This window comes from Micromonospora sp. WMMD1219 (genome assembly GCF_049315215.1).
GTDB classification, from domain to species: domain Bacteria; phylum Actinomycetota; class Actinomycetes; order Mycobacteriales; family Micromonosporaceae; genus Micromonospora; species Micromonospora tulbaghiae.
The window spans coordinates 3,135,775-3,154,316 of sequence record NZ_CP186057.1; the positions used below are offsets into that span (position 1 = coordinate 3,135,775).

At 73.6% G+C, this 18,542-nt stretch carries 19 protein-coding genes and 1 pseudogene; 15 read left to right on the forward strand and 5 right to left on the reverse strand.

The annotated features are described in order from the left end of the window. From ACN27C_RS15180 to ACN27C_RS15220, 9 genes are all read left to right on the forward strand, one after another. The gene (locus ACN27C_RS15180; RefSeq protein ID WP_422751437.1) at positions 1–930 is read left to right on the forward strand and encodes an acetaldehyde dehydrogenase (acetylating); all 930 of its coding nucleotides are present in this window, start codon (positions 1–3) and stop codon (positions 928–930) included. After that, entirely contained in the window at positions 927–1,985 is a 1,059-nt protein-coding gene (gene dmpG, locus ACN27C_RS15185; RefSeq protein WP_358175140.1) for a 4-hydroxy-2-oxovalerate aldolase, read from the forward strand. The genes ACN27C_RS15180 and dmpG overlap by 4 nt, the downstream gene beginning before the upstream one ends. Continuing rightward, positions 1,982–2,755, forward strand: a complete 774-nt coding sequence (locus ACN27C_RS15190) for a 2-keto-4-pentenoate hydratase (RefSeq protein WP_422751438.1) — start codon at positions 1,982–1,984, stop codon at positions 2,753–2,755. The genes dmpG and ACN27C_RS15190 overlap by 4 nt, the downstream gene beginning before the upstream one ends. Beyond that, positions 2,752–3,177 carry a RidA family protein gene (locus ACN27C_RS15195; protein WP_120573584.1) on the forward strand — a complete coding sequence of 142 codons (426 nt, stop codon included), beginning with the start codon at positions 2,752–2,754 and terminating at the stop codon, positions 3,175–3,177. Before ACN27C_RS15190 ends, ACN27C_RS15195 begins: the two co-directional genes overlap by 4 nt. Continuing rightward, positions 3,170–3,694 (forward strand): 3-hydroxyanthranilate 3,4-dioxygenase, encoded by a 525-nt coding sequence (locus tag ACN27C_RS15200; RefSeq protein WP_013288058.1) that lies wholly within the window; start codon positions 3,170–3,172, stop codon positions 3,692–3,694. The genes ACN27C_RS15195 and ACN27C_RS15200 overlap by 8 nt, the downstream gene beginning before the upstream one ends. 3 nt (positions 3,695–3,697) lie before the next feature. Continuing rightward, on the forward strand, positions 3,698–4,693 hold the full coding sequence (locus tag ACN27C_RS15205; protein ID WP_422751439.1) for an amidohydrolase family protein: 996 nt from the start codon (positions 3,698–3,700) through the stop codon (positions 4,691–4,693). A 63-nt stretch (positions 4,694–4,756) separates the two neighbouring features. Further along, the gene (locus tag ACN27C_RS15210) at positions 4,757–6,229 is read left to right on the forward strand and encodes an amidase (protein WP_393158118.1); all 1,473 of its coding nucleotides are present in this window, start codon (positions 4,757–4,759) and stop codon (positions 6,227–6,229) included. Positions 6,230–6,299: 70 nt separating this feature from the next. Then, the gene (locus ACN27C_RS15215) at positions 6,300–6,584 is read left to right on the forward strand and encodes a hypothetical protein (RefSeq protein ID WP_026268244.1); all 285 of its coding nucleotides are present in this window, start codon (positions 6,300–6,302) and stop codon (positions 6,582–6,584) included. After that, positions 6,571–6,984 (forward strand): DUF5130 family protein, encoded by a 414-nt coding sequence (locus ACN27C_RS15220; protein ID WP_091423148.1) that lies wholly within the window; start codon positions 6,571–6,573, stop codon positions 6,982–6,984. The genes ACN27C_RS15215 and ACN27C_RS15220 overlap by 14 nt, the downstream gene beginning before the upstream one ends. A 139-nt stretch (positions 6,985–7,123) precedes the next feature. Here ACN27C_RS15220 and pepN read toward each other — a convergent pair whose 3' ends face one another. Beyond that, a complete protein-coding gene (gene pepN / locus ACN27C_RS15225) occupies positions 7,124–9,670 on the reverse strand; it encodes an aminopeptidase N (RefSeq protein WP_422751440.1) in 2,547 nt (848 codons plus the stop codon). 228 nt (positions 9,671–9,898) lie between these two features. Here pepN and ACN27C_RS15230 point away from each other — a divergent pair, with 228 nt between their 5' ends. The 4 genes from ACN27C_RS15230 (at position 9,899) to ACN27C_RS15245 (ending at position 12,809) form a co-directional block, all read left to right on the forward strand. After that, on the forward strand, positions 9,899–10,522 hold the full coding sequence (locus ACN27C_RS15230; RefSeq protein ID WP_120573587.1) for a disulfide bond formation protein DsbA: 624 nt from the start codon (positions 9,899–9,901) through the stop codon (positions 10,520–10,522). Between the two features lie 127 nt (positions 10,523–10,649). After that, positions 10,650–10,979, forward strand: coding sequence for a hypothetical protein (locus tag ACN27C_RS15235; protein WP_120573588.1), 330 nt, complete (start codon positions 10,650–10,652; stop codon positions 10,977–10,979). An 87-nt stretch (positions 10,980–11,066) separates the two neighbouring features. Next, positions 11,067–12,266 (forward strand): DUF1015 family protein, encoded by a 1,200-nt coding sequence (locus ACN27C_RS15240; RefSeq protein WP_357798439.1) that lies wholly within the window; start codon positions 11,067–11,069, stop codon positions 12,264–12,266. 72 nt (positions 12,267–12,338) lie between these two features. After that, positions 12,339–12,809, forward strand: a complete 471-nt coding sequence (locus tag ACN27C_RS15245; protein ID WP_120573590.1) for a ribose-5-phosphate isomerase — start codon at positions 12,339–12,341, stop codon at positions 12,807–12,809. Between the two features lie 16 nt (positions 12,810–12,825). Here the strand turns inward: ACN27C_RS15245 and ACN27C_RS15250 are convergent, their stop codons facing one another. Both ACN27C_RS15250 and ACN27C_RS15255 read right to left on the reverse strand, forming a co-directional pair. Then, complete coding sequence (locus ACN27C_RS15250; RefSeq protein ID WP_121683154.1) at positions 12,826–13,212, reverse strand: hypothetical protein; 387 nt, start codon at positions 13,210–13,212, stop codon at positions 12,826–12,828. 426 nt (positions 13,213–13,638) lie between these two features. Beyond that, complete coding sequence (locus ACN27C_RS15255) at positions 13,639–14,859, reverse strand: GNAT family N-acetyltransferase (protein WP_422751441.1); 1,221 nt, start codon at positions 14,857–14,859, stop codon at positions 13,639–13,641. A gap of 99 nt (positions 14,860–14,958) precedes the next feature. Here ACN27C_RS15255 and ACN27C_RS15260 point away from each other — a divergent pair, with 99 nt between their 5' ends. Then, positions 14,959–15,501 (forward strand): hypothetical protein, encoded by a 543-nt coding sequence (locus ACN27C_RS15260; protein WP_120573593.1) that lies wholly within the window; start codon positions 14,959–14,961, stop codon positions 15,499–15,501. Between the two features lie 54 nt (positions 15,502–15,555). Here ACN27C_RS15260 and ACN27C_RS15265 read toward each other — a convergent pair whose 3' ends face one another. Both ACN27C_RS15265 and ACN27C_RS15270 read right to left on the reverse strand, forming a co-directional pair. Continuing rightward, on the reverse strand, positions 15,556–16,035 hold the full coding sequence (locus ACN27C_RS15265) for a hypothetical protein (RefSeq protein ID WP_120573594.1): 480 nt from the start codon (positions 16,033–16,035) through the stop codon (positions 15,556–15,558). Between the two features lie 200 nt (positions 16,036–16,235). Then, entirely contained in the window at positions 16,236–16,487 is a 252-nt protein-coding gene (locus ACN27C_RS15270) for a hypothetical protein (protein ID WP_422751442.1), read from the reverse strand. A gap of 155 nt (positions 16,488–16,642) precedes the next feature. Between ACN27C_RS15270 and ACN27C_RS15275 the strand changes: the two are divergent. Then, a pseudogene (locus ACN27C_RS15275) lies at positions 16,643–18,522 on the forward strand (propionyl-CoA synthetase). Positions 18,523–18,542: the final 20 nt, after the last annotated feature.

Sequence of the window (18,542 nt, forward strand, 5' to 3'; positions counted from 1 at the left end):
ATGAGCGTCGGAGTGGCGGTGCTCGGGTCGGGCAACATCGGCACCGACCTGATGATCAAGGTGCTGCGGCTCAGTGAGAGCCTGCGCATGGTGGCGATGGCCGGCATCGACCCGGCCTCGGACGGTCTGGCCCGGGCCCGCCGGCTCGGCGTGACCACCACCGCCGAGGGCGTCGACGGCCTGGTCGCGCTGCCCGAGTTCGCGGACGTCCAGCTCGTCTTCGACGCCACCTCGGCCGGCGCGCACAAGCGGCACGACGAGGTGCTGCGGGCACACGGCCGCACCGTCGTCGACCTGACGCCGGCCGCGATCGGCCCGTACGTGGTACCGCCGGTGAACCTCGACGAGCACCTGGGCGAACCGAACGTCAACATGGTGACCTGCGGCGGGCAGGCCACGGTGCCGATCGTGCACGCGGTCGGCCGGGTCACCCCCGTCGCGTACGGGGAGATCGTCGCCTCGATCGCGTCGAAGTCCGCCGGTCCGGGCACCCGGGCCAACATCGACGAGTTCACCGAGACGACCGCCCGCGCCATCGAGGTGGTCGGCGGCGCCGAGCGCGGTAAGGCCATCATCGTGCTGAACCCGGCCGACCCGCCGCTGCTGATGCGCGACACGGTCTACTGCCTGTGCCCGGACGCCGACGCCGACCGGGGCGCGATCGCCGCCTCGGTGGCCGACATGGTGAAGGCCGTGCAGGAGTACGTGCCCGGGTACCGGCTCAAGCAGGACGTGCAGTTCGACGCCGTCGACACGTACGCGCCGGTGCTGGGCCGGCACTTCACCGGCCTTCAGGTGTCGGTGTTCCTGGAGGTCTCCGGCGCCGGGCACTACCTGCCCGCGTACGCCGGGAACCTCGACATCATGACGTCGGCCGCGCTGCGTACCGCCGAGCGGCTGGTGGCGCTGCGGGAGGTGAGTGCGCGATGACCGACCTCTACATCCAGGACGTGACGCTGCGCGACGGCATGCACGCCATCGCCCACCGGTACACGGTCGACCAGGTGCGTACCATCGCCGCCGCGCTCGACGCGGCCGGTGTGGCGGCGGTCGAGGTGGCGCACGGCGACGGCCTGGCCGGTTCCAGCGTCAACTACGGGCACGGCGCCGCCGCCGACGCGGACTGGATCGCCGCCGCCGCCGAGGTGCTGACCACCGCGCGGCTCACCACGCTGCTGCTGCCGGGCATCGGCACCATCGCCGACCTGAAGGCGGCGAAGGCGCTCGGCGTGACGAGCGTCCGGATCGCCACGCACTGCACCGAGGCGGACATCTCCGCCCAGCACATCGCCTGGGCCCGGGAGAACGACATGGACGTCTCCGGGTTCCTGATGATGTCGCACCTCAACGACCCGGCCGGGCTGGCCGCGCAGGCCAAGCTGATGGAGTCGTACGGCGCGCACTGCGTCTACGTCACCGACTCCGGCGGGCGGCTGCTGATGTCGGACGTGGCGCAGCGCGTCGACGCGTACCGGCAGGTGCTGGAACCCGAGACGCAGATCGGCATCCACGCGCACCACAACCTGTCCCTGGGCGTGGCGAACAGCGTGCTGGCGGTCGAGCACGGCCGGATCCTCGGCGACGGCCCGCTCGGTTCGCCGTCCGGGCGGACCGTCCGGGTGGACGCGTCGCTCGCCGGCATGGGCGCCGGTGCGGGCAACGCGCCGCTGGAGGTCTTCGTCGCGGTCGCCGAGCTGCACGGCTGGAAGCACGGCTGCGACGTGTTCGCGCTGATGGACGCCGCCGACGACCTGGTCCGCCCGTTGCAGGACCGGCCGGTCCAGGTCGACCGGGAGACGCTCTCCCTGGGGTACGCGGGCGTCTACTCCAGCTTCCTGCGGCACGCCGAGCGGGCCTCGGCCAAGTACGGCGTGGACGTCCGCTCGATCCTGGTCGAGCTGGGCCGCCGCCGGATGGTCGGCGGCCAGGAGGACATGATCGTGGACGTGGCACTGGACCTGGCGGCTAAGGGGAGTAACTCATGATCGGGCCGGACATCGCCGGCATCGCGGAGAAGCTGGGTGCGGCGGCCGACGACGCCACCGCGATCCCGCAGCTCGCCGCCGAGACCGGCCTCGACGTCGACGCCGCGTACGCGGTGCAGACCGCGCTGGTCAAGCGCCGCCTCGACCGGGGTGAGCGGCTGGTCGGCCTGAAGATGGGGCTGACCAGCAAGGCCAAGATGGCGCAGGTCGGCGTGGACGAGGTGATCTGGGGCCGGCTGACCGACGTGATGCGGGTGCCCGACGGCGGCGGTGTCGACGTCGGCGACTTCATCCACCCCCGGGTCGAGCCGGAGGTGGCGTTCCTGCTGGACCGGCTGCCCGACCCGGGCGAACCGGTCGGCTCGTTCACCCGTGCGGTGCGTGCGGTCGCACCGGCGATCGAGCTGATCGACTCCCGGTACGCGAACTTCACCTTCTCGCTGCCGGACGTGATCGCCGACAACACCTCGGCCGCCGCGTTCGTGGTCGGGCCGTGGTCGCCGGTGCCGGACGGGCTGGACAACCTCGGCGTGCTGCTGGAGATCGACGGGCGGGTGGCGCAGGTCGGCTCGACCGCCGCCATCCTCGGCGACCCGCGCCGCGCGCTGGACGAGGGGCTGCGACTGGCCGGCCGGCACGGCGTACGGCTGCGCAAGGGCTGGGTGTTCCTGGCCGGCGCGGCCACGGCGGCGGTGCCGCTGCGCCCCGGTGCGCACGTGCGCGCCACTGTGGAGAAGCTGGGTTCCGCCTCGATGAAGGCCCTGCCATGACGGCCCGGGTGGTGGCCGGGAAGGCCGTGCCGCGCGGCGCGTTCCCGCACGTCAAGGTGGCCGGCGGGTTCGTCTACGTCTCCGGTACGTCGTCGCGCCGGCCGGACAACACGTTCGCCGGCGTCGCGGTGGACGAGTTCGGCACCACCGACCTGGACATCCGGGAGCAGACCCGGGCCGTGATCGAGAACATCCGGGACCTGCTGCGCACGGTCGGCGCCGACCTGACCGACCTGGTGCAGGTCACCAGCTACCTGGTCAACATGAACGACTTCGGCGGCTACAACGAGGTGTGGGCCGAGTTCTTCGACGCCACCGGGCCGACCCGGACCACGGTGGCCGTACACCAGCTTCCGCACCCGCATCTGCTGATCGAGATGCAGGCCGTCGCCCTACTTCCGTCGGGAGGTTCCCATGAGTGAGATCGCCGAGCCGTTCAGCTTCTCCGGCTGGATCGGCGAGAACCAGCACCTGCTCAAGCCCCCGGTGGGCAACAAGGAGATGCTGCCCGGCAGCGACGACTTCATCGTCATGGTGGTGGGTGGCCCGAACCAGCGCACGGACTTCCACGTCGACCCGTACGAGGAGTTCTTCTACCAGGTCAAGGGCAACATGCACATCAACCTGATGCTGCCCGAGGGGCCGCGTACGGTGCACGTGCGCGAGGGGCAGATGTGGATGCTGCCGCGGAACACCCCGCACTCGCCGCAGCGCCCCGAGGCCGGCTCGATCGGCATGGTGATCGAGCGGGTCCGCGAGGAGGGCACGCTGGAGAAGTTCCAGTGGTACTGCGGCGAGTGCCACCACAAGGTGCACGAGGTGGAGTTGCAGGTCCGCGACATCGCCGCCGACCTGCCCCCGGTCTTCGCCGCGTTCTACGCCGACGAGAAGGCCCGCACCTGCGACAACTGCGGCGCGCTGCACCCGGGCAAGGGCTGACGCGTGCCGGTCGTGGACGTGCACACGCACGTCGTACCGAAGGGGTGGCCGGACCTCGCCGCGGCGTGCGGCGGGTCCGGCTGGCCCTGGCTGCGGGTGGACTCCGAGCGCGCCGCCATGATCATGGTGGGGGAGACGGAGTTCCGCCCGATCGGCGCGCAGTGCTGGGACGCGTCGACCCGGCTGGCCGACATGGACGCCGACGGCGTGGACGTGCAGGTCGTCTCGCCCACTCCGGTGTTCTTCAGCTACGACCGCCCGGCCGACCAGGCGGTCAAGGTGGCCCGGATCTTCAACGACCTCACGCTGGAGGTCACCGCCGCGGGCGGCGGCCGGCTGGTGCCGTTCTGCCAGGTGCCGTTGCAGGACCCGGACGCGGCCTGCGCCGAGCTGGACCGCTGCCTGTCGGCGGGGCACGCCGGCGTGGAGATCGGTAACCACGTCGGTGACCGGGATCTGGACGACGAGGGCATCGTGCAGTTCCTGACCCACTGCGCCGAGGTCGGCGCGCCGGTGTTCGTGCACCCGTGGGACATGCCCGGCGGGCCCCGGCTGGACCGGTGGATGGCGCGCTGGCTGACCGGGATGCCGGCCGAGACGCACCTGTCGGTGCTCTCGCTGATCCTCGGCGGCGTGTTCGACCGGGTGCCGGACACGCTGCGGATCTGCTTCGCGCACGGTGGCGGCAGCTTCCCGTTCTGGCTGGGCCGCGCCGACAACGCCTGGCACCGTCGCGGCGACCTGGTACGCGGCGCGTCCAGCGCACCGCCCAGCTCCTACGTCGACCGGTTCCACGTCGACTCGGTGGTCTTCGAACCGGCCGCGCTGCGGCTGCTCGTGGACACCATGGGCGCCGAGCGGGTGCTGCTCGGCAGCGACTACCCGTACCCGCTGGGGGAGCGGCCGGTCGGCCAGGTGGTGCACCGGGCGGACTTCCTCACCGACGCGCAGCGGGACGCGCTGCTCGGCGGCAACGCGCTGCGGTTCCTCGGCCGCTGAAGGCGGCCGCCCGCCGGACGTGTCGCCGGGCCTCCCGGCCGCCGGACCGGCAGGATGGACGGCATGGCCGAGCCGCACGACCTGACCGCGCTGGAACAGGCCGCCGCGATCCGCCGGGGCGAGCTGTCCAGCCTGGAACTGGTCGAGCACCACCTGCGCCGGGTCGAGGCGCTCGGCGACACCGTCGGCGCGTTCGTCACCGTCACCGCCGACCGGGCCCTTGCCGCCGCCCGTGCCGCCGACGCGCTCGGGGCCGAGGAACGCGGTCCGTTGCACGGGGTGCCGACCGCGATCAAGGACCTCACGCTCACCGCCGGGGTACGCACCACCTTCGGCTCGGCCGCCTTCGCCGACTTCGTCCCGCCGGTCGACGCCGACGTGGTCCGCCTCCTGGCCGACGCCGGCCTGGTCAGCCTCGGCAAGACCACCACCTCCGAACTCGGCTGCTCGCTCTACTCCGAAGGGCTGGTGGCGCCGCCGGCCCGAAACCCGTGGAACCTCGCGTACACCGCGGGCGGGTCCAGCGGCGGAGCGGCAGCGGCGGTCGCCGCCGGGCTCGTGCCGGTGGCGCAGGGCTCCGACGGCGGCGGCTCGCTGCGCATCCCGGCCGCGCTCTGCGGCCTGGTCGGCTACAAGCCCAGCCGGGGCATGGTCTCCGGCGGGCCGCTCGGCTTCGGCGGCTTCGGGCTGCCGGTGAACGGGCCGATCGGCCGTACCGTCGGCGACGTGGCCGCGCTGCTCGACGTGCTCGCGCGCCCGGTGCCCGGCGAGCCGTACCTGCCGCCGGAGTCGCCCGCCGGCGGGTACCTCGGCGTCACCCGCGCCGCCCACGCCACCGGCCCCGGCCGGCTGCGCGTCGGCCGCTTCACCACGCCGATGCTCGCCGACGAACCGGTCCACCCGGACTGCGTCGCCGCCGTCGACCGGGCCGCCGCGCTGCTCGCCGACGCCGGCCACGAGGTGGTCGACGTCCCCGCGCCGCTCGGCCCCGAGGCGTGGCCGCTGTTCGAGACCGTCTGGTACGCGCTGGCGGTCACCCCGGTCCCGGCCGGGCGCGAGGGCGACCTGCTGCCGTTGACCCGGTTCCTGCGCGAGCGCGGCGAGGCGCTCGGCGCGGCCCGGCTGATGGCCGCGCTCGGCGAACTGCAGGCGCAGGTACGCCGTGGCGTACGCCGGACCGCCGGTTGTGACCTGCTGCTCTGCCCGACGCTCGCGACCCCGCAGGCGCCGGTGGGCGCGTTCGCCGCCCTCGAACCGGCCGAGGACTTCGACCGGCAGCGGCGCTTCTCGCCGTACTGCGCGGTCTTCAACGTGACGGGCGATCCGTCCGTTTCGCTGCCGGTCGGACGGACCGCCGACGGGCTTCCGGTCGGGGTGCTGCTCACCGGCCGGTACGGCGACGACGCGACGTTGCTCGCCACTGCCGCGCAACTGGAGCACCGGAGTGACGGATGGGATCAGCACCCCGCAATCTGGCGGGCCGCCGACTCCGCTAACGTGAACATCACAAGTGACGTGGGGCGCGACCGGTCCTGACCGGCCGACCCGCACCATTCCTGGTCTCTCTTTCCGCCTGGGGGCGTTGGGATTGTCTGTTACCGAGACGTTGGTGGTCTTCGTCGGCATCCCGGCCGCCGCGGTGCTGCTGATCGCCGCCCTGGCGGCCGTCGGCAGCCGCGGCAACGGTGGCGGCGCCAAGCGCTACCGGCCGGGCCGGCCCTTCGACTTCACTCCGGTCTGGTTCCTGGGCCGTCCGGAGCAGCTGGCCGACTCGGCCGGCACGGCGCTGGCCGCCGGGGCGCAGGCGCCGGCGTTGACCAGCCGCAAGCAGGAGCAGGCCGGCCGGGAGGCGCCGGCCGGTGGAACCGGAGGCGCAAGTGACCGTTGGTGAAGCGCGGCCCACGACGGGGACGGGCACCCCGCCCGACGTGCTGGACGGACCGTTCTCGACCCGTCAGCTGCTCCGCATCGACGAGGCGCTGCGCCTCGCCGACCAGGGCACCGGTCTGGTCTTCTCGGTCTACGTCGGCGGCCTCGACGAGCCGATCCGGGAGCACGCCGAGCGGCTGCACCGCCAGCTCGCCGACCCGGACCGCTCGGTGCTGATCGCGGTGTCGCCCAACCAGCGGCAGCTGGAGATCGTCACCGGCAAGTACGCGCGCAAGCGCATCCCGGACACGTACGCCAAGCTGGCCGCGCTCTCCATGGTGGCCTCCTTCGGCGGCGGCGACCTGGCCGGCGGCATCATCCAGGGCCTCGACCAGCTCGCCAGCCACGCCGGCAAGGGCTGATCCGCCCGCACACACGACGAAGCCCGGCCCGCGCACACGCGGGCCGGGCTTTCTCGTTCGCCGGCGGCGCAGGGCCCACGACAGCGGCCGGGGCCGGCACGGGCTGCCACCCGCGCCGGCCCCGGCCGGCATGCCTCACTCAGGCGCTGCGCGCGTCCCGCTCCCGGGCCTTCAGCGCGCGGACCACGCCGTCGCGGCCCTCGGCCACCAGCCGCCGCAGCGACGCCGGCCGGCCGTCCTGGGCCAGCCAGGCGTCGGTGGCCGCGACGGTGTCCTCCTCGACCAGGTACGCCGGGTAGGCGAGCTGCACGAACTCCTGCGCCGGCTCGCTGTCGCGCTGCGCCCACACCTGGTCCACCGTGGCGAAGTACCGCTCCCGGTAGGGCGCGGTCAGCTCGACCTGCGCCGGGTGGGTGAAGCCCTGCAACAGCGCCCGGTTGCGCCAGTTGGGCAGCGCGTCCGGGCCGGTGAGCAGCGCCCACACCGCGGCCTTGTTCTCGACGGTCGGCACCAGCGCGTGCGCGTACGCGGCCTCCCGCTCGCCGCTGGCGGTACGGTCGGCGGCCAGTTCCGCGTCCACGTCGGCGGCACCGGCCGCGCCGTTGGCGACGAGCGACTGGAGCACCGTCCAGCGCAGCTCCGTGTCGACGGTCAGCCCCTCCGGCACCCCGTTGCCGTCCAGCCAGCCGCGCAGCGTGGCCAGGTCCTCGCCGGAGCGGGCCGACGAGGCGTACGCGCGGGCCCAGGCGAGCTGGAAGCCGCTGCCCGGCTCGGCCGCCGCGAGCGCGGTCCGGGCGGTACGGGACAGGTCGGCCCAGCCGGTCGGCGCCCACTCCGGGTCGGCGTAGAAGGTGAGCGCCGTGGTCGCCTGCCGCAGCGTGGCCGTGACCAGGTTGATGTCGGTCTCGGCGGTCAGCCCGGCCAGCACCAGCGCCACGTAGTCGCGGGCCGACAGCTCGGCGTCCCGGGTCATGTCCCAGGCGGCGGTCCAGCACAGCGCCCGGGCCAGCGACGAGTCGAAGCCGGCGATGTGCTGCACCACAGAGGCCATCGACCGCTCGTCCAGCCGCAGCTTGGCGTAGGTGAGGTCCTCGTCGTTGAGCAGCAGCACGTCGGCGGCCGGCTTGCCGTGCAGCTCGGACAGCTCGGTCAGCTCGCCGGTCACGTCCGTCTCGATCAGCTCGCGGCGCACCAGCCGGCCGTCGGTCAGGTCGTACAGGCCGACGCCGATGCGGTGGGTACGCAGCGTCGGGTAGGCGGCCGGCGCCTCCTGCCGGACCACCACCCGCTCGTACGTGCCGTCGGCGCCGATGGTCACCTCCGGGCGCAGCGTGTTGACCTGCGCGGTCTCCAGCCACTGGGCGGCGAACTTGCGCAGCTCCCGGCCGGAGGCCGACTCCAGCTCGGACAGCAGGTCGTCGAAGGTGGCGTTGCCCCAGGCGTACTTGCCGAAGTAGGCGCGCAGGCCGGCCAGGAACGGCTCCTCGCCCACGTACGCGACGAGCTGCTTGAGCACGCTCGCGCCCTTGGCGTATGTGATGCCGTCGAAGTTGACCTCGACGGCCTCCAGGTCCGGCATCTCGCAGTAGACCGGGTGGGTGGAGGAGAGCTGGTCCTGCCGGTAGCCCCAGTTCTTGCGGATCGACAGGAACGTGGTCCACGCGTCGGTGAAGCGGGTGGCGTGCGTGTTGCACCAGTGGCTGGCCCACTCGGCGAACGACTCGTTGAGCCACAGGTCGTTCCACCAGCGCATGGTGACCAGGTCGCCGAACCACATGTGCGCCAGCTCGTGCAGGATCGTGTTGGCGCGCTGCTCGTACTCGAAGTCGGTGACCTGCGACCGGAAGATGTAGTGCGACTCGGCGTGCGTGACGCAGCCGAAGTTCTCCATCGCGCCGGCGTTGAAGTCCGGCACCCAGAGCTGGTCGTACTTGGGCAGCGGGTAACGCACGCCGAACTTCTCCTGGAAGAAGTCGAAGCCCTGCGTGGTGATCAGGTGCAGGTCGTCGGCGTCCATGTGCGGGGCCATGCTGGCCCGGCAGAAGTAGCCCATGTCGATGCCGTCGTGGGTGCGGCGCACCTCGTGGTACGGGCCGGCGCACAGCGCGGTGATGTAGGTGCTCATCCGCTCCGAGACGGTGAAGTGCACCGTCTTCAGGCCCTCACCGGCGGCCTCCTCGCGCTGCACCGGCATGTTCGACACGACCCGCCAGTGGTCCGGGACGGTGGCGTGCCAGGTGTAGACGCTCTTCAGGTCGGGCTGGTCGAAGCAGGCGTAGACCTTCTGCGCGTCGGCGGTCTCGAACTGGCTGTAGAGGTAGGTCTCGCCGTCCACCGGGTCGACGGTGCGGTGCAGGCCCTGCCCGCTGTTGGAGTAGCCGAAGTCGGCGTCGACCACCAGCACGTTCTCGGCGGCCAGGCCGCTGAGCGTCAGTCCCTTCTCGGCGGACCAGCCGGACAGGTCCACCGGCTCGCCGTTGAGCGTGGCCGACCGCACCGATTCGGCGGCTGTCTCGATGAATGTGGTCGCCCCCGGCTCGGTACAGCGGAACCGGACCTCGGTCACCGAGCGGAACGTGCGACCGGTGGACTGCACCGCGGTCGACAGGTCAAGGCTGATGTCGTACCCGGTCACCTCGAGCAGGCGGGCCCGCTCGGTCGCCTCGACCTGGGTCAGGTTGCGCACTCCCGGCACTGTTCGTCTCCATCCCACTCGTCTCGCCGCGCCCCGCGGCGCCGGTTCTCCCCCGGCCGCTCGTGACGGCCCGTCGAAGACCGAGTCTTCCATGCACGGACCGCTCTCGGTGGTCGAGGTCACGCTCTCATTCCGGTACCGGGCGCCGGGGTACGGGGTGAGGATCGGAGGTGACCGCGCCGGGTCCCCGGCGCGACGATGTCGTGAAGGGAAAACACCGTGACCGAACGTGTCACCGCGGACATGTGGTTCGACCCGCTGTGCCCGTGGGCGTGGATCACCTCCCGTTGGCTGCTGGAGGTCGAGCAGGTCCGGGACGTGGACATCCGGTTCCACGTGATGAGCCTGTCCGTGCTCAACGACGGCCGGGAACTGCCGGAGGAGTACCGGGACCTGATGCGCGACGGCTGGGGCCCGGTGCGGGTGTGCATCGCCGTCGAGCAGGCCCACGGCGCCGAGGCGCTGGCGAAGCTCTACACCGCGATGGGCACCCGGATCCACCTCGGCAAGGAGGGCCTGGGCCGGGACATGCTGGTGGGCGCGCTCACCGACGTGGGCCTGGACCCGGCGCTCGCCGACGCGGCCGGGTCCACCCAGTACGACGAGGCGCTGCGGGCCAGCCACGAGGCGGGCATGCGGCCGGTCGGCACCGACGTGGGCACCCCGGTGATCCACGCCCCGGGTCCGGACGGCGCTCAGGTCGCCTTCTTCGGCCCGGTGATCACCCCGGCGCCGAAGGGCGAGGCGGCCGGCCGTCTCTGGGACGGCGTGCTGCTCGTCGCCGGCACCCCCGGCTTCTACGAGCTGAAGCGCACCCGGGAGCAGGGTCCGGTCTTCGACTGAGCGCGTGACGTGACGCGCCCGGGCCCCGCACCGCCCGTCACCGGGCCGGTGCGGGGCTCGTTTCACCGGGTGTCCCAGCCGACGGCCCGCGGGGGGCCGCAGCACGGCAGCTCCTGGAGGCGTTCCCATGGCCAAGCACCGCCGCATGTCCGACGACGCGCCGCAGCAGGCGACCGAGGACTCCGGTGCGACGTACTGGTCGGTGACCGAGAGCCACTGGCCGGCCGGCCCGGCCGAGGTGGCCGACCTGCTGGCCCCGCCGATCGTGGTCGGCGTGGCCCGGGTGGTGGCCACCTCGCGGATGACACCGCCGGGCGAGACCGTCCGGCCCGGCCGCGCGCCGTCGCGGTCCGGCGCCGCCGTCGGTGCGACGACGGTACGCCTCAACGCCGGCTCCCGCCCTGCCCCGCCGGTGCGCCGCCCCGCCGCGGGCCGGCACCGCAACTCCACCGCCTGAGCCGTCCCGGGCCGGTCGCTATCACCTGGTGGTAAGCGGGTGAGTCCGGCGGCGGCGCCGATCGGGGCCCGGGTAGCGTCAGCGGACATGACGGTCGTGCATCCGATCGCCCGGGCCTGGATCACCACTGGCGGCACCGGCGCGCAGAACTACGACGAGTTCGCCGACGACGCGGAGATCACCTCCATCGTCGAGGCGAATCCGCACAGCGCCCTGGGCATCGAGATGCCCCACCGGGCGCCCGGCAGCCTCGGGAAGTCCTTCCTCGACGCGCTGCCGGACGCCGTGGCGCGCCTGGCCGAGGCGAAGGCGGACGGCAGCTACACGCCGGCCGAGCAGGTGGTGGTGCTCTACCGGATCAGCGCGCCGGGCGAGGAGAGCGCGTACGGGCTGTGGGCCATGGTCGACACCGATCAGATCTCCACCCGCGCCGACGAGCCGGGCCTGGTGATCCGCAACGAGGACGTGTTCATCGCCAAGGTGCGCGAGCGCGTCGCCCTGGCCGAGGCGCTCGGTCACCTGCTCTCACCCGTACTCCTGCTCCAGACCGGCAAGGGCGACGAGCTGCACGCCGCGCTCGCGGCGGCGACCGACGCGGCCGGCGCGCCCGCCGCGACGGACGTCGACCAGTCCGGCCGCACGCACGCGATCTGGCTGCTCGGTCCGGGCCCGGCGCAGGACGAGCTGACCGCGCTCGCCGGCGGCGGGGAGCTGGTGGTCGCGGACGGCAACCACCGCAGCCTGGCCGCGCAGACCGGCGGTTTCCCGCGCTTCCTCGCGGTGGTCACCACGCCCGCGTCGGTCGCCATCCAGCCCTACAACCGGCTGGTCAGCGAGCTGACCACCACGCCGGACGAGCTGCTCGACCGGCTGCGCGCGGCGGGCGCGGAGGTCACCCCGGTTCACGGGCCGGTCGACGTCCCGGCCACCGGCGGCGTCGTGCACCTCCACCTGGGCGGCCGGGGGTACGCGGTGACGCTGCCCCACGTCGGCGCCGGCCGGCTGGAGAACCTCGACCACGCGCTCGTCGAGCGCCTGCTGCTGCGCGACGCGCTGGGCCTCGACCCGGGCGACAAGCGGATCACCTACGTGGGCGGCGACTACCCGGCGAGCTGGCTCGTCGGTGAGGTCGACGCCGGCCGGGCCGAGCTGGCGGTGCTCGTCGCGCCGGTGACTGTCGACGACTTCGTCGCGGTGAACCTGGCCCGGGAGAAGATGCCGCGCAAGAGCACCTGGTTCACCCCGAAGGCGCGCGCCGGCCTGGTCGTGGCCGAGCTGCCGCACTGACCGTGTGACGAATCCGCCTCCGGGTCGCCGCCCGCGCGCCGGTCCGGAGGCGGGCCTGTCAGACTGCGCGGTATGCGCGTCTACCTGGGATCCGACCACGCCGGTTTCGAGTTGAAGGTGCACCTCGCCAATCACCTGGCCAAGCAGGGCTACGAGGTGGTCGACGTGGGACCGCACGTCTTCGACCCGGACGACGACTACCCGGCGTTCTGCCTGCACACCGGTGACCGGGTGGTCGGTGACCCGGGCAGCCTCGGCGTGGTGATCGGCGGCTCCGGCAACGGCGAGCAGATCGCCTCGAACAAGGTCGCGGGCGTCCGGGCGGCGCTGGCCTGGAACGTCGACACCGCCCAGCTCGCCCGCGAGCACAACGACGCCAACATCGTCGCGATCGGCGCCCGGCAGCACACGCTGGACGAGGCCACCGCGCTCGTCGAGGCGTTCCTGACCACGCCGTTCTCCGGCAACCCCCGGCACAGCCGGCGCATCGAGCAGGTGGCCGCCTACGAGCAGAGCCGCCGCCTGCCCGAGCTGCCCGCCTGAGCGGACCCCTCCGGGTTCACCGCCCGTTGCGGGGCAGGTCCTCGCGCGGCACCCAGTTGCGGCGGATGAGCACCACCCGCTGTTCGGCCTCGGCGAGGTCGTCCTCGGTGGGGCGGGCCGCGTCGCGTGCCCGCAGTGCGGCCGTCACGCTCACCTGCGACGAGCCGGAGCCGACCAGCCCGCGCAGCCCGCGCTCGCCCTCCTCGGCGGGCGCGGCGGCGCGGCGTCCCCGGGGCTCCGGCTCGCCCGGCCGTCCACCGCGCGCGGGCCGGGGCGTCACGTCGTCGTGTACGGGTGCGGTGCTGGCGGTGGTCCCGCCGGTGCCGGTGCTGTCGGCGTCGGCCGGGGTGCCGGCCTCGCCGTGATGCCGCAGCCGTCGTCGCCGTCGCTCCGCCTCACCCATCCCCCGACCGTACCGCCCCCGACCCACCCGCGCGCTGCTCGCACCCCGCGCGGCCCGTCGACCGAGCCGTCCCACACCCGCTCCCCGGCACACCCGATCCCGCCGACCTTGTCGATCTTGCAGTTGTGGCGCCCGGATCGCCCCGTCAGCGAGGTATGTGAGGTGCCACAACTCCAAGGTCGACGAGGCGCGCGCCGACGAGTCCCCCGATGGGCGTGCGGGTCGGGAACGACGAGGCGGTCCCACCGGCCCTGCTCCCGCCCCCGCCCCCGCGCCCTCGTCCTCGCGATCATGAAGTTAGCCGGGACAAATCGGACGATCCGCGCTGCTAACTTCATGATCGCCGGGTCAGCCGGGCTGGGCGGGTCAGCCGGGCTGGGCGGGTCAGCCGGGCTGGGCGGGGAGGGGTGCGGGGCGAGGGGGCGGTCAGAAGACCTCCATGGGGGAGGGGGTGCGGTGCCAGGTGAAGGCCGGCGTCAGCGCGGTCAGCGTGTGCGGGATCAGCTCCTGGACGTGGCCGGCGGCGGCCAGCGCGTACGGGTTCGCGCCCCCGAGGTACAGCTCGCCGAGCGCGCGTACGTCACACGCCAGGCCGGCCGGGGCCGTGGTGGGCGTGCACTGGGCGCCGTCGCGTCCGCCGACCAGCCGCCAGCGGCCGGTGTTCTCCTTCAGCAGCTCGTCGGTGACCTCGATCACCACGTCCACGTCGGTGGCGTAGCGCCGGGCGGCGAGCGCGGCCGGCACGTCCACCACCCGTACCCAGAGCGCGTCGGCGAGCTGCGGGGAGAGCTGGCGGGGCTCGTCCACCAGCCGCAACAGCGGCTCGTCCAGGGCCGCGATCGGGAACGACAGCCGGCGGGTCAGGTCGACCGAGAGCAGCAACCGCCACAGCGCCGTGTACGCCTCCGGCGTCGCCGCCACCACCTCGCCGACCTGCACCTCGGCCTGCGGCCCGGTGGCCGACGAGTTGTCCTTCGTCCGGTAGAGCGCGTACCCGTCGAGGCCGTCGGCGCCCTCGTGCAGCAGCACCCGGCGCTCGGTGGCGCCGCCCCGGTGCGCCTTGAGGTCCGCCAGCACGTACGACCACCAGCGCTCGTCGCGGCGGGACCAGCCGGGACGTTCGGCGCGGACCCGCTCGTACAGCCGGGCCAGCTCGTCCCGGTGCGCGTCCGGACGGTCCAGACGCAGCCTGCCCTCGGCGGGTGCCGGGGCGGGCAGTCGCAGGCCGGTGGTGTCCACGGACAGGACGTAGCGCGGGGCCGCCGACCCGTAGCCGAAGCGGGGGTAGATGCGTCCCTCGCTGGCCCAGAGCACCGCGATCGGCTCCCGGCCGGCGTCGCGGACGTCCCGCAGCTGGCGGCGCATCAGCGTGGTGAGCAGGCCCCGCCGCCGGTGCGTCGGCGCGACAGCGACCATCGTCACGTGCGCGGCGGGCACCTCCGCGCCCGGCACCGCGAGCTCGCGGCTGAACGCGGCGGCGTGGGCCACCGCCGTCCCGCCGTCGCGGACCAGCAGCGACCGGTCCGGCTCGAAGATCGGGCGTTCCAGCGCCTGCACCTCGGGGTCGAGATCGCCGTGGAAGGCCAGCGCCAGCAGCGCCGCGATGTCGTCGAAGTCCTCGGCTCGGGATACCAGCACGTCAGTCACGGCACGTGTGTATCGCACGGTGACGGGGGTCGGCACCCTATTTGCGGGCTGGCTACCCTCGGAACGGAGGCCGGTACCGGTCGAGGGGGAGGACGGAAGATGGCGGACCAGACACAGCCGTGGGCCGAGCGCACCGTGGAGGTGCCGCCCCAGCCGGGGGTGGTGCCCCCGCAGCGGGACGCGTTCCAGCGCGGGGTGGCGGCGGTCGGTCAGCCGCGCCCGTCGCGTACGCCGCGCACCGAGCAGTTCCCCACTGTCGAGCAGCACGGCGACTGGGCGGCGGAGCCGGCGCCGCGCCGGCCGATGAGCTGGCACCTGGCCCAGGCGCGCAAGGGCGGCGAGCTGAGCGCCGCCGGCGCGCTGTTCGCGTTCGTGTGCTGGGGCATCTGGGCGATCTCCGGCCGGGGCAACCTGGTCGCCCCGCTGCTGACGTTCGTGCTCAGCCTGCTCACCGCGGTCGGCCTGTTCGCGCTGGCCCGGCTGCTCGGCCGGCTGATCCTGGAGCGGCAGTTCGGCCGGGTGCGCCGCAGCGCCAGGGGCGCCCACCTGGTGACCGCGTTGTTCCTGGTCGGCGTCGGTGTGGCCTATCTCCAGCAGACCGAGTGGGTGGTCTCCGCCTGGAACTGGGTGACCGGCAACTGAGCCCACCGGTCGTCCGTCCGGTACGCGCCGGACGGACGACCCGGGGCGTCGGCGTCAGAAGGTGGTCGGCGCGCCGGCCGTCTTGCAGGCGGCGTTGATGTCCTTGCTGGCCTTCTCCATGGCGGGGTTGTCGGCGGCGGTGCCCGGGTCGGCGGCCGAGCCGGCCTTGCCGGCCTCCGCGCCGAACTCCTTCAGGGCGGTGGCCGCCTTGCCGTCGCCGGCGGTCCCGGCCAGCTCGGTCACCCGGTTGCCGAGTTCGATCAGGATCGCGCCGGTCTGCTTCGTCAGGTCGCCGCCCCCCTGCACGACGGCCATGAGCTTCGTCCGCATGTCCTTGTTGATCTTCTCTGCGGCGGTGCAGAGGTCCTTGTCGCTCACGGCGGCCGCCGACGGCGAGGGGGCCGCCGTGGAGGGGGCCGCGGAGGCCGACGTGGCCGCCGGCCCGGCCGTGGTCGAGGGCTTCTCGTCGCCGCACGCGGCGAGGCCCAGCACGGCACAGGTCAGGAGGATCGGGATGATCCGGTTCGTTTTCACGTCTGGGCACGCTAGTCGATGCCCGTCATTGATCAAACTCGGTTTGCCGGGGTGGTCCGCGGGACGCACGGGCGGGCGGCATGCGTGCCGCCCGCCCGTGCCCGGCCGCGGTACGCCGCGACACCGGTCGTCGCTCCACCAGGACCGTGCTGCCTTACCCCGCCGCACGGGCTTCATCCGTCGCCCGTTGGGCTGAGCGCTCAGCTCTGCTCGTCGGCCTTCGGCGACGCGACCCGGGCCGCCGGGTCCTCGACGCCCGGCTCGCCGCCACCGGGCGCCACCATGCCGTCGTAGTTGTAGACCACGCCGTCGTCGCCGTGCTGCTTGGTGGTCCGGATGTAGCGGTGGATCATCCCGTCGATCTCGATCTCCACCAGGGCCTTGCCGTCCGTGTCCTGGCTGCTGCCGTCGCGGGGACCGCCCACCAGGTACGCCTTCGTGTTCGTCTCCATGTGCCCGCCCTACCCCCGTCCGGGCCGGCGGAAACGGCCGGGTCGGCGACCGCCCACCGCCGTGAGCGGCCGTTCAGCGAGCCGGGGCGTGCTTCCGGCGCACCGGCCCCGCCCGGCCGTCGTGCCGGCCCGGCGTCGCGGAGCAGCATGACGGCATGGGCACGTATCGATCAGCGTACGAGCGGAGCATCGCCGACCCGGCCGGCTTCTGGCGGGACGCGGCGGCCGACATCGACTGGGTCATCCCGCCGGAACGCATCCTCGACGACTCGGCGGCGCCGCTGTACCGCTGGTTCCCCGACGGGGTGCTGAACACCTGTCACAACGCGCTGGACCGGCACGTCGCCGCCGGGCGTGGTGACCAGCCCGCGCTGATCCACGACAGCCCGGTGACCGGCACGGTCCGTACCCTCACCTACGCCGAACTGCTCGCCGAGACCGCCCGGTTCGCCGGTGCGCTGCGCCGTCTCGGCGTCGGCCGGGGCGACCGGGTGCTGCTCTACCTGGCGATGGTCCCGGAGGCGGTGGTCGCCATGCTGGCGTGCGCCCGGATCGGCGCGGTGCACTCCGTGGTGTTCGGCGGATTCGCCGCGCACGAGCTGGCCGTCCGGATCGACGACGCGCGGCCGAAGGTGGTGGTGGCCACCTCCTGCGGCATCGAGGCCGACCGGGTGGTGCCGTACCACCCGATCCTGACCGCCGCACTCGACGAGGCCGCGCACGCGCCGGAGCGCTGCGTGGTGGTGCAGCGCCCGCAGGAGCCGGCCCCGCTGGTGCCGGGCCGCGACCTGACCTGGCCGAGGTGATGGCGGATGCGGAACCGGCGCCGTGCGAGCCGGTGGCCGCCACCGACCCGCTCTACGTCCTCTACACCTCCGGCACCACCGGCCGGCCCAAGGGCGTGGTGCGGGACAACGGCGGGCACGCGGTGGCGCTGCGCTGGTCGATGCGCAACGTCTACGGCATCGAGCCGGGCGAGGTCTTCTGGGCCGCCTCCGACGTGGGCTGGGTGGTCGGCCACTCCTACATCGTGTACGCGCCGCTGCTCACCGGCGCGACGACTGTGCTCTACGAGGGCAAGCCGGTCGGCACCCCCGACGCCGGGGCGTTCTGGCGGGTCGCCGCCGAGCACCGGGTGGCCGCGTTGTTCACCGCGCCCACCGCGATCCGGGCGATCCGCCGCCAGGACCCGGACGGCAGCCACATCGACCGGTACGACCTGGGCGCGCTGCGTACCCTCTTCCTCGCCGGTGAGCGGCTGGACCCGGACACCTGGGCCTGGGCGGGGGCGCGGCTCGGCGTACCCGTGGTGGACAACTGGTGGCAGACGGAGACCGGCTGGCCGGTGGCGGCCAACCCGCGCGGCCTGGAGCCGCTGCCGATCAAGCCGGGGTCGCCGTCGGTGCCGGTGCCCGGCTACGACGTGCGCGTGGTGGACGGCGCGGGCCGGGACGTGCCGCCGGGCACGGACGGCTCGATCGTGATCCGGCTGCCGCTGCCGCCCGGCTGCCTGCCCACGCTCTGGGGTGACGACGAGCGGTTCGTCCGCTCCTACCTGTCGACGTTCCCCGGCCACTACCTGACCGGCGACGGCGGCCGGTTCGACGAGGACGGCTACCTGTACGTGATGGGCCGCACCGACGACGTCATCAACGTGGCCGGGCACCGCCTGTCCACCGGCGCGATGGAGGAGGTCCTGGCGACGCACCCGGCGGTGGCCGAGTGCGCGGTGATCGGCGTGGCCGACGCGCTCAAGGGGCAGGCGCCCAGCGGGTACGTGGTGCTCAAGGCCGGCGCCGACGTGGACCCGGACGCGCTCGCCGCGGAGCTGGTCGCGCTGGTCCGGCAGCGGATCGGCCCGGTGGCCGCGTTCCGCCGGGTCACTGTGGTGCCGGCGCTGCCGAAGACCCGCTCCGGGAAGATCCTGCGGCGCACCATGCGGGGCCTGGTGGAGGGGCGCGACGAGCCGGTGCCGGCGACCATCGACGACCCGGGCGCGCTCGCCGTCTTCCGCGATCTCGGCACCCCGAGCTGACGCGGCCGGGCCGACACGAC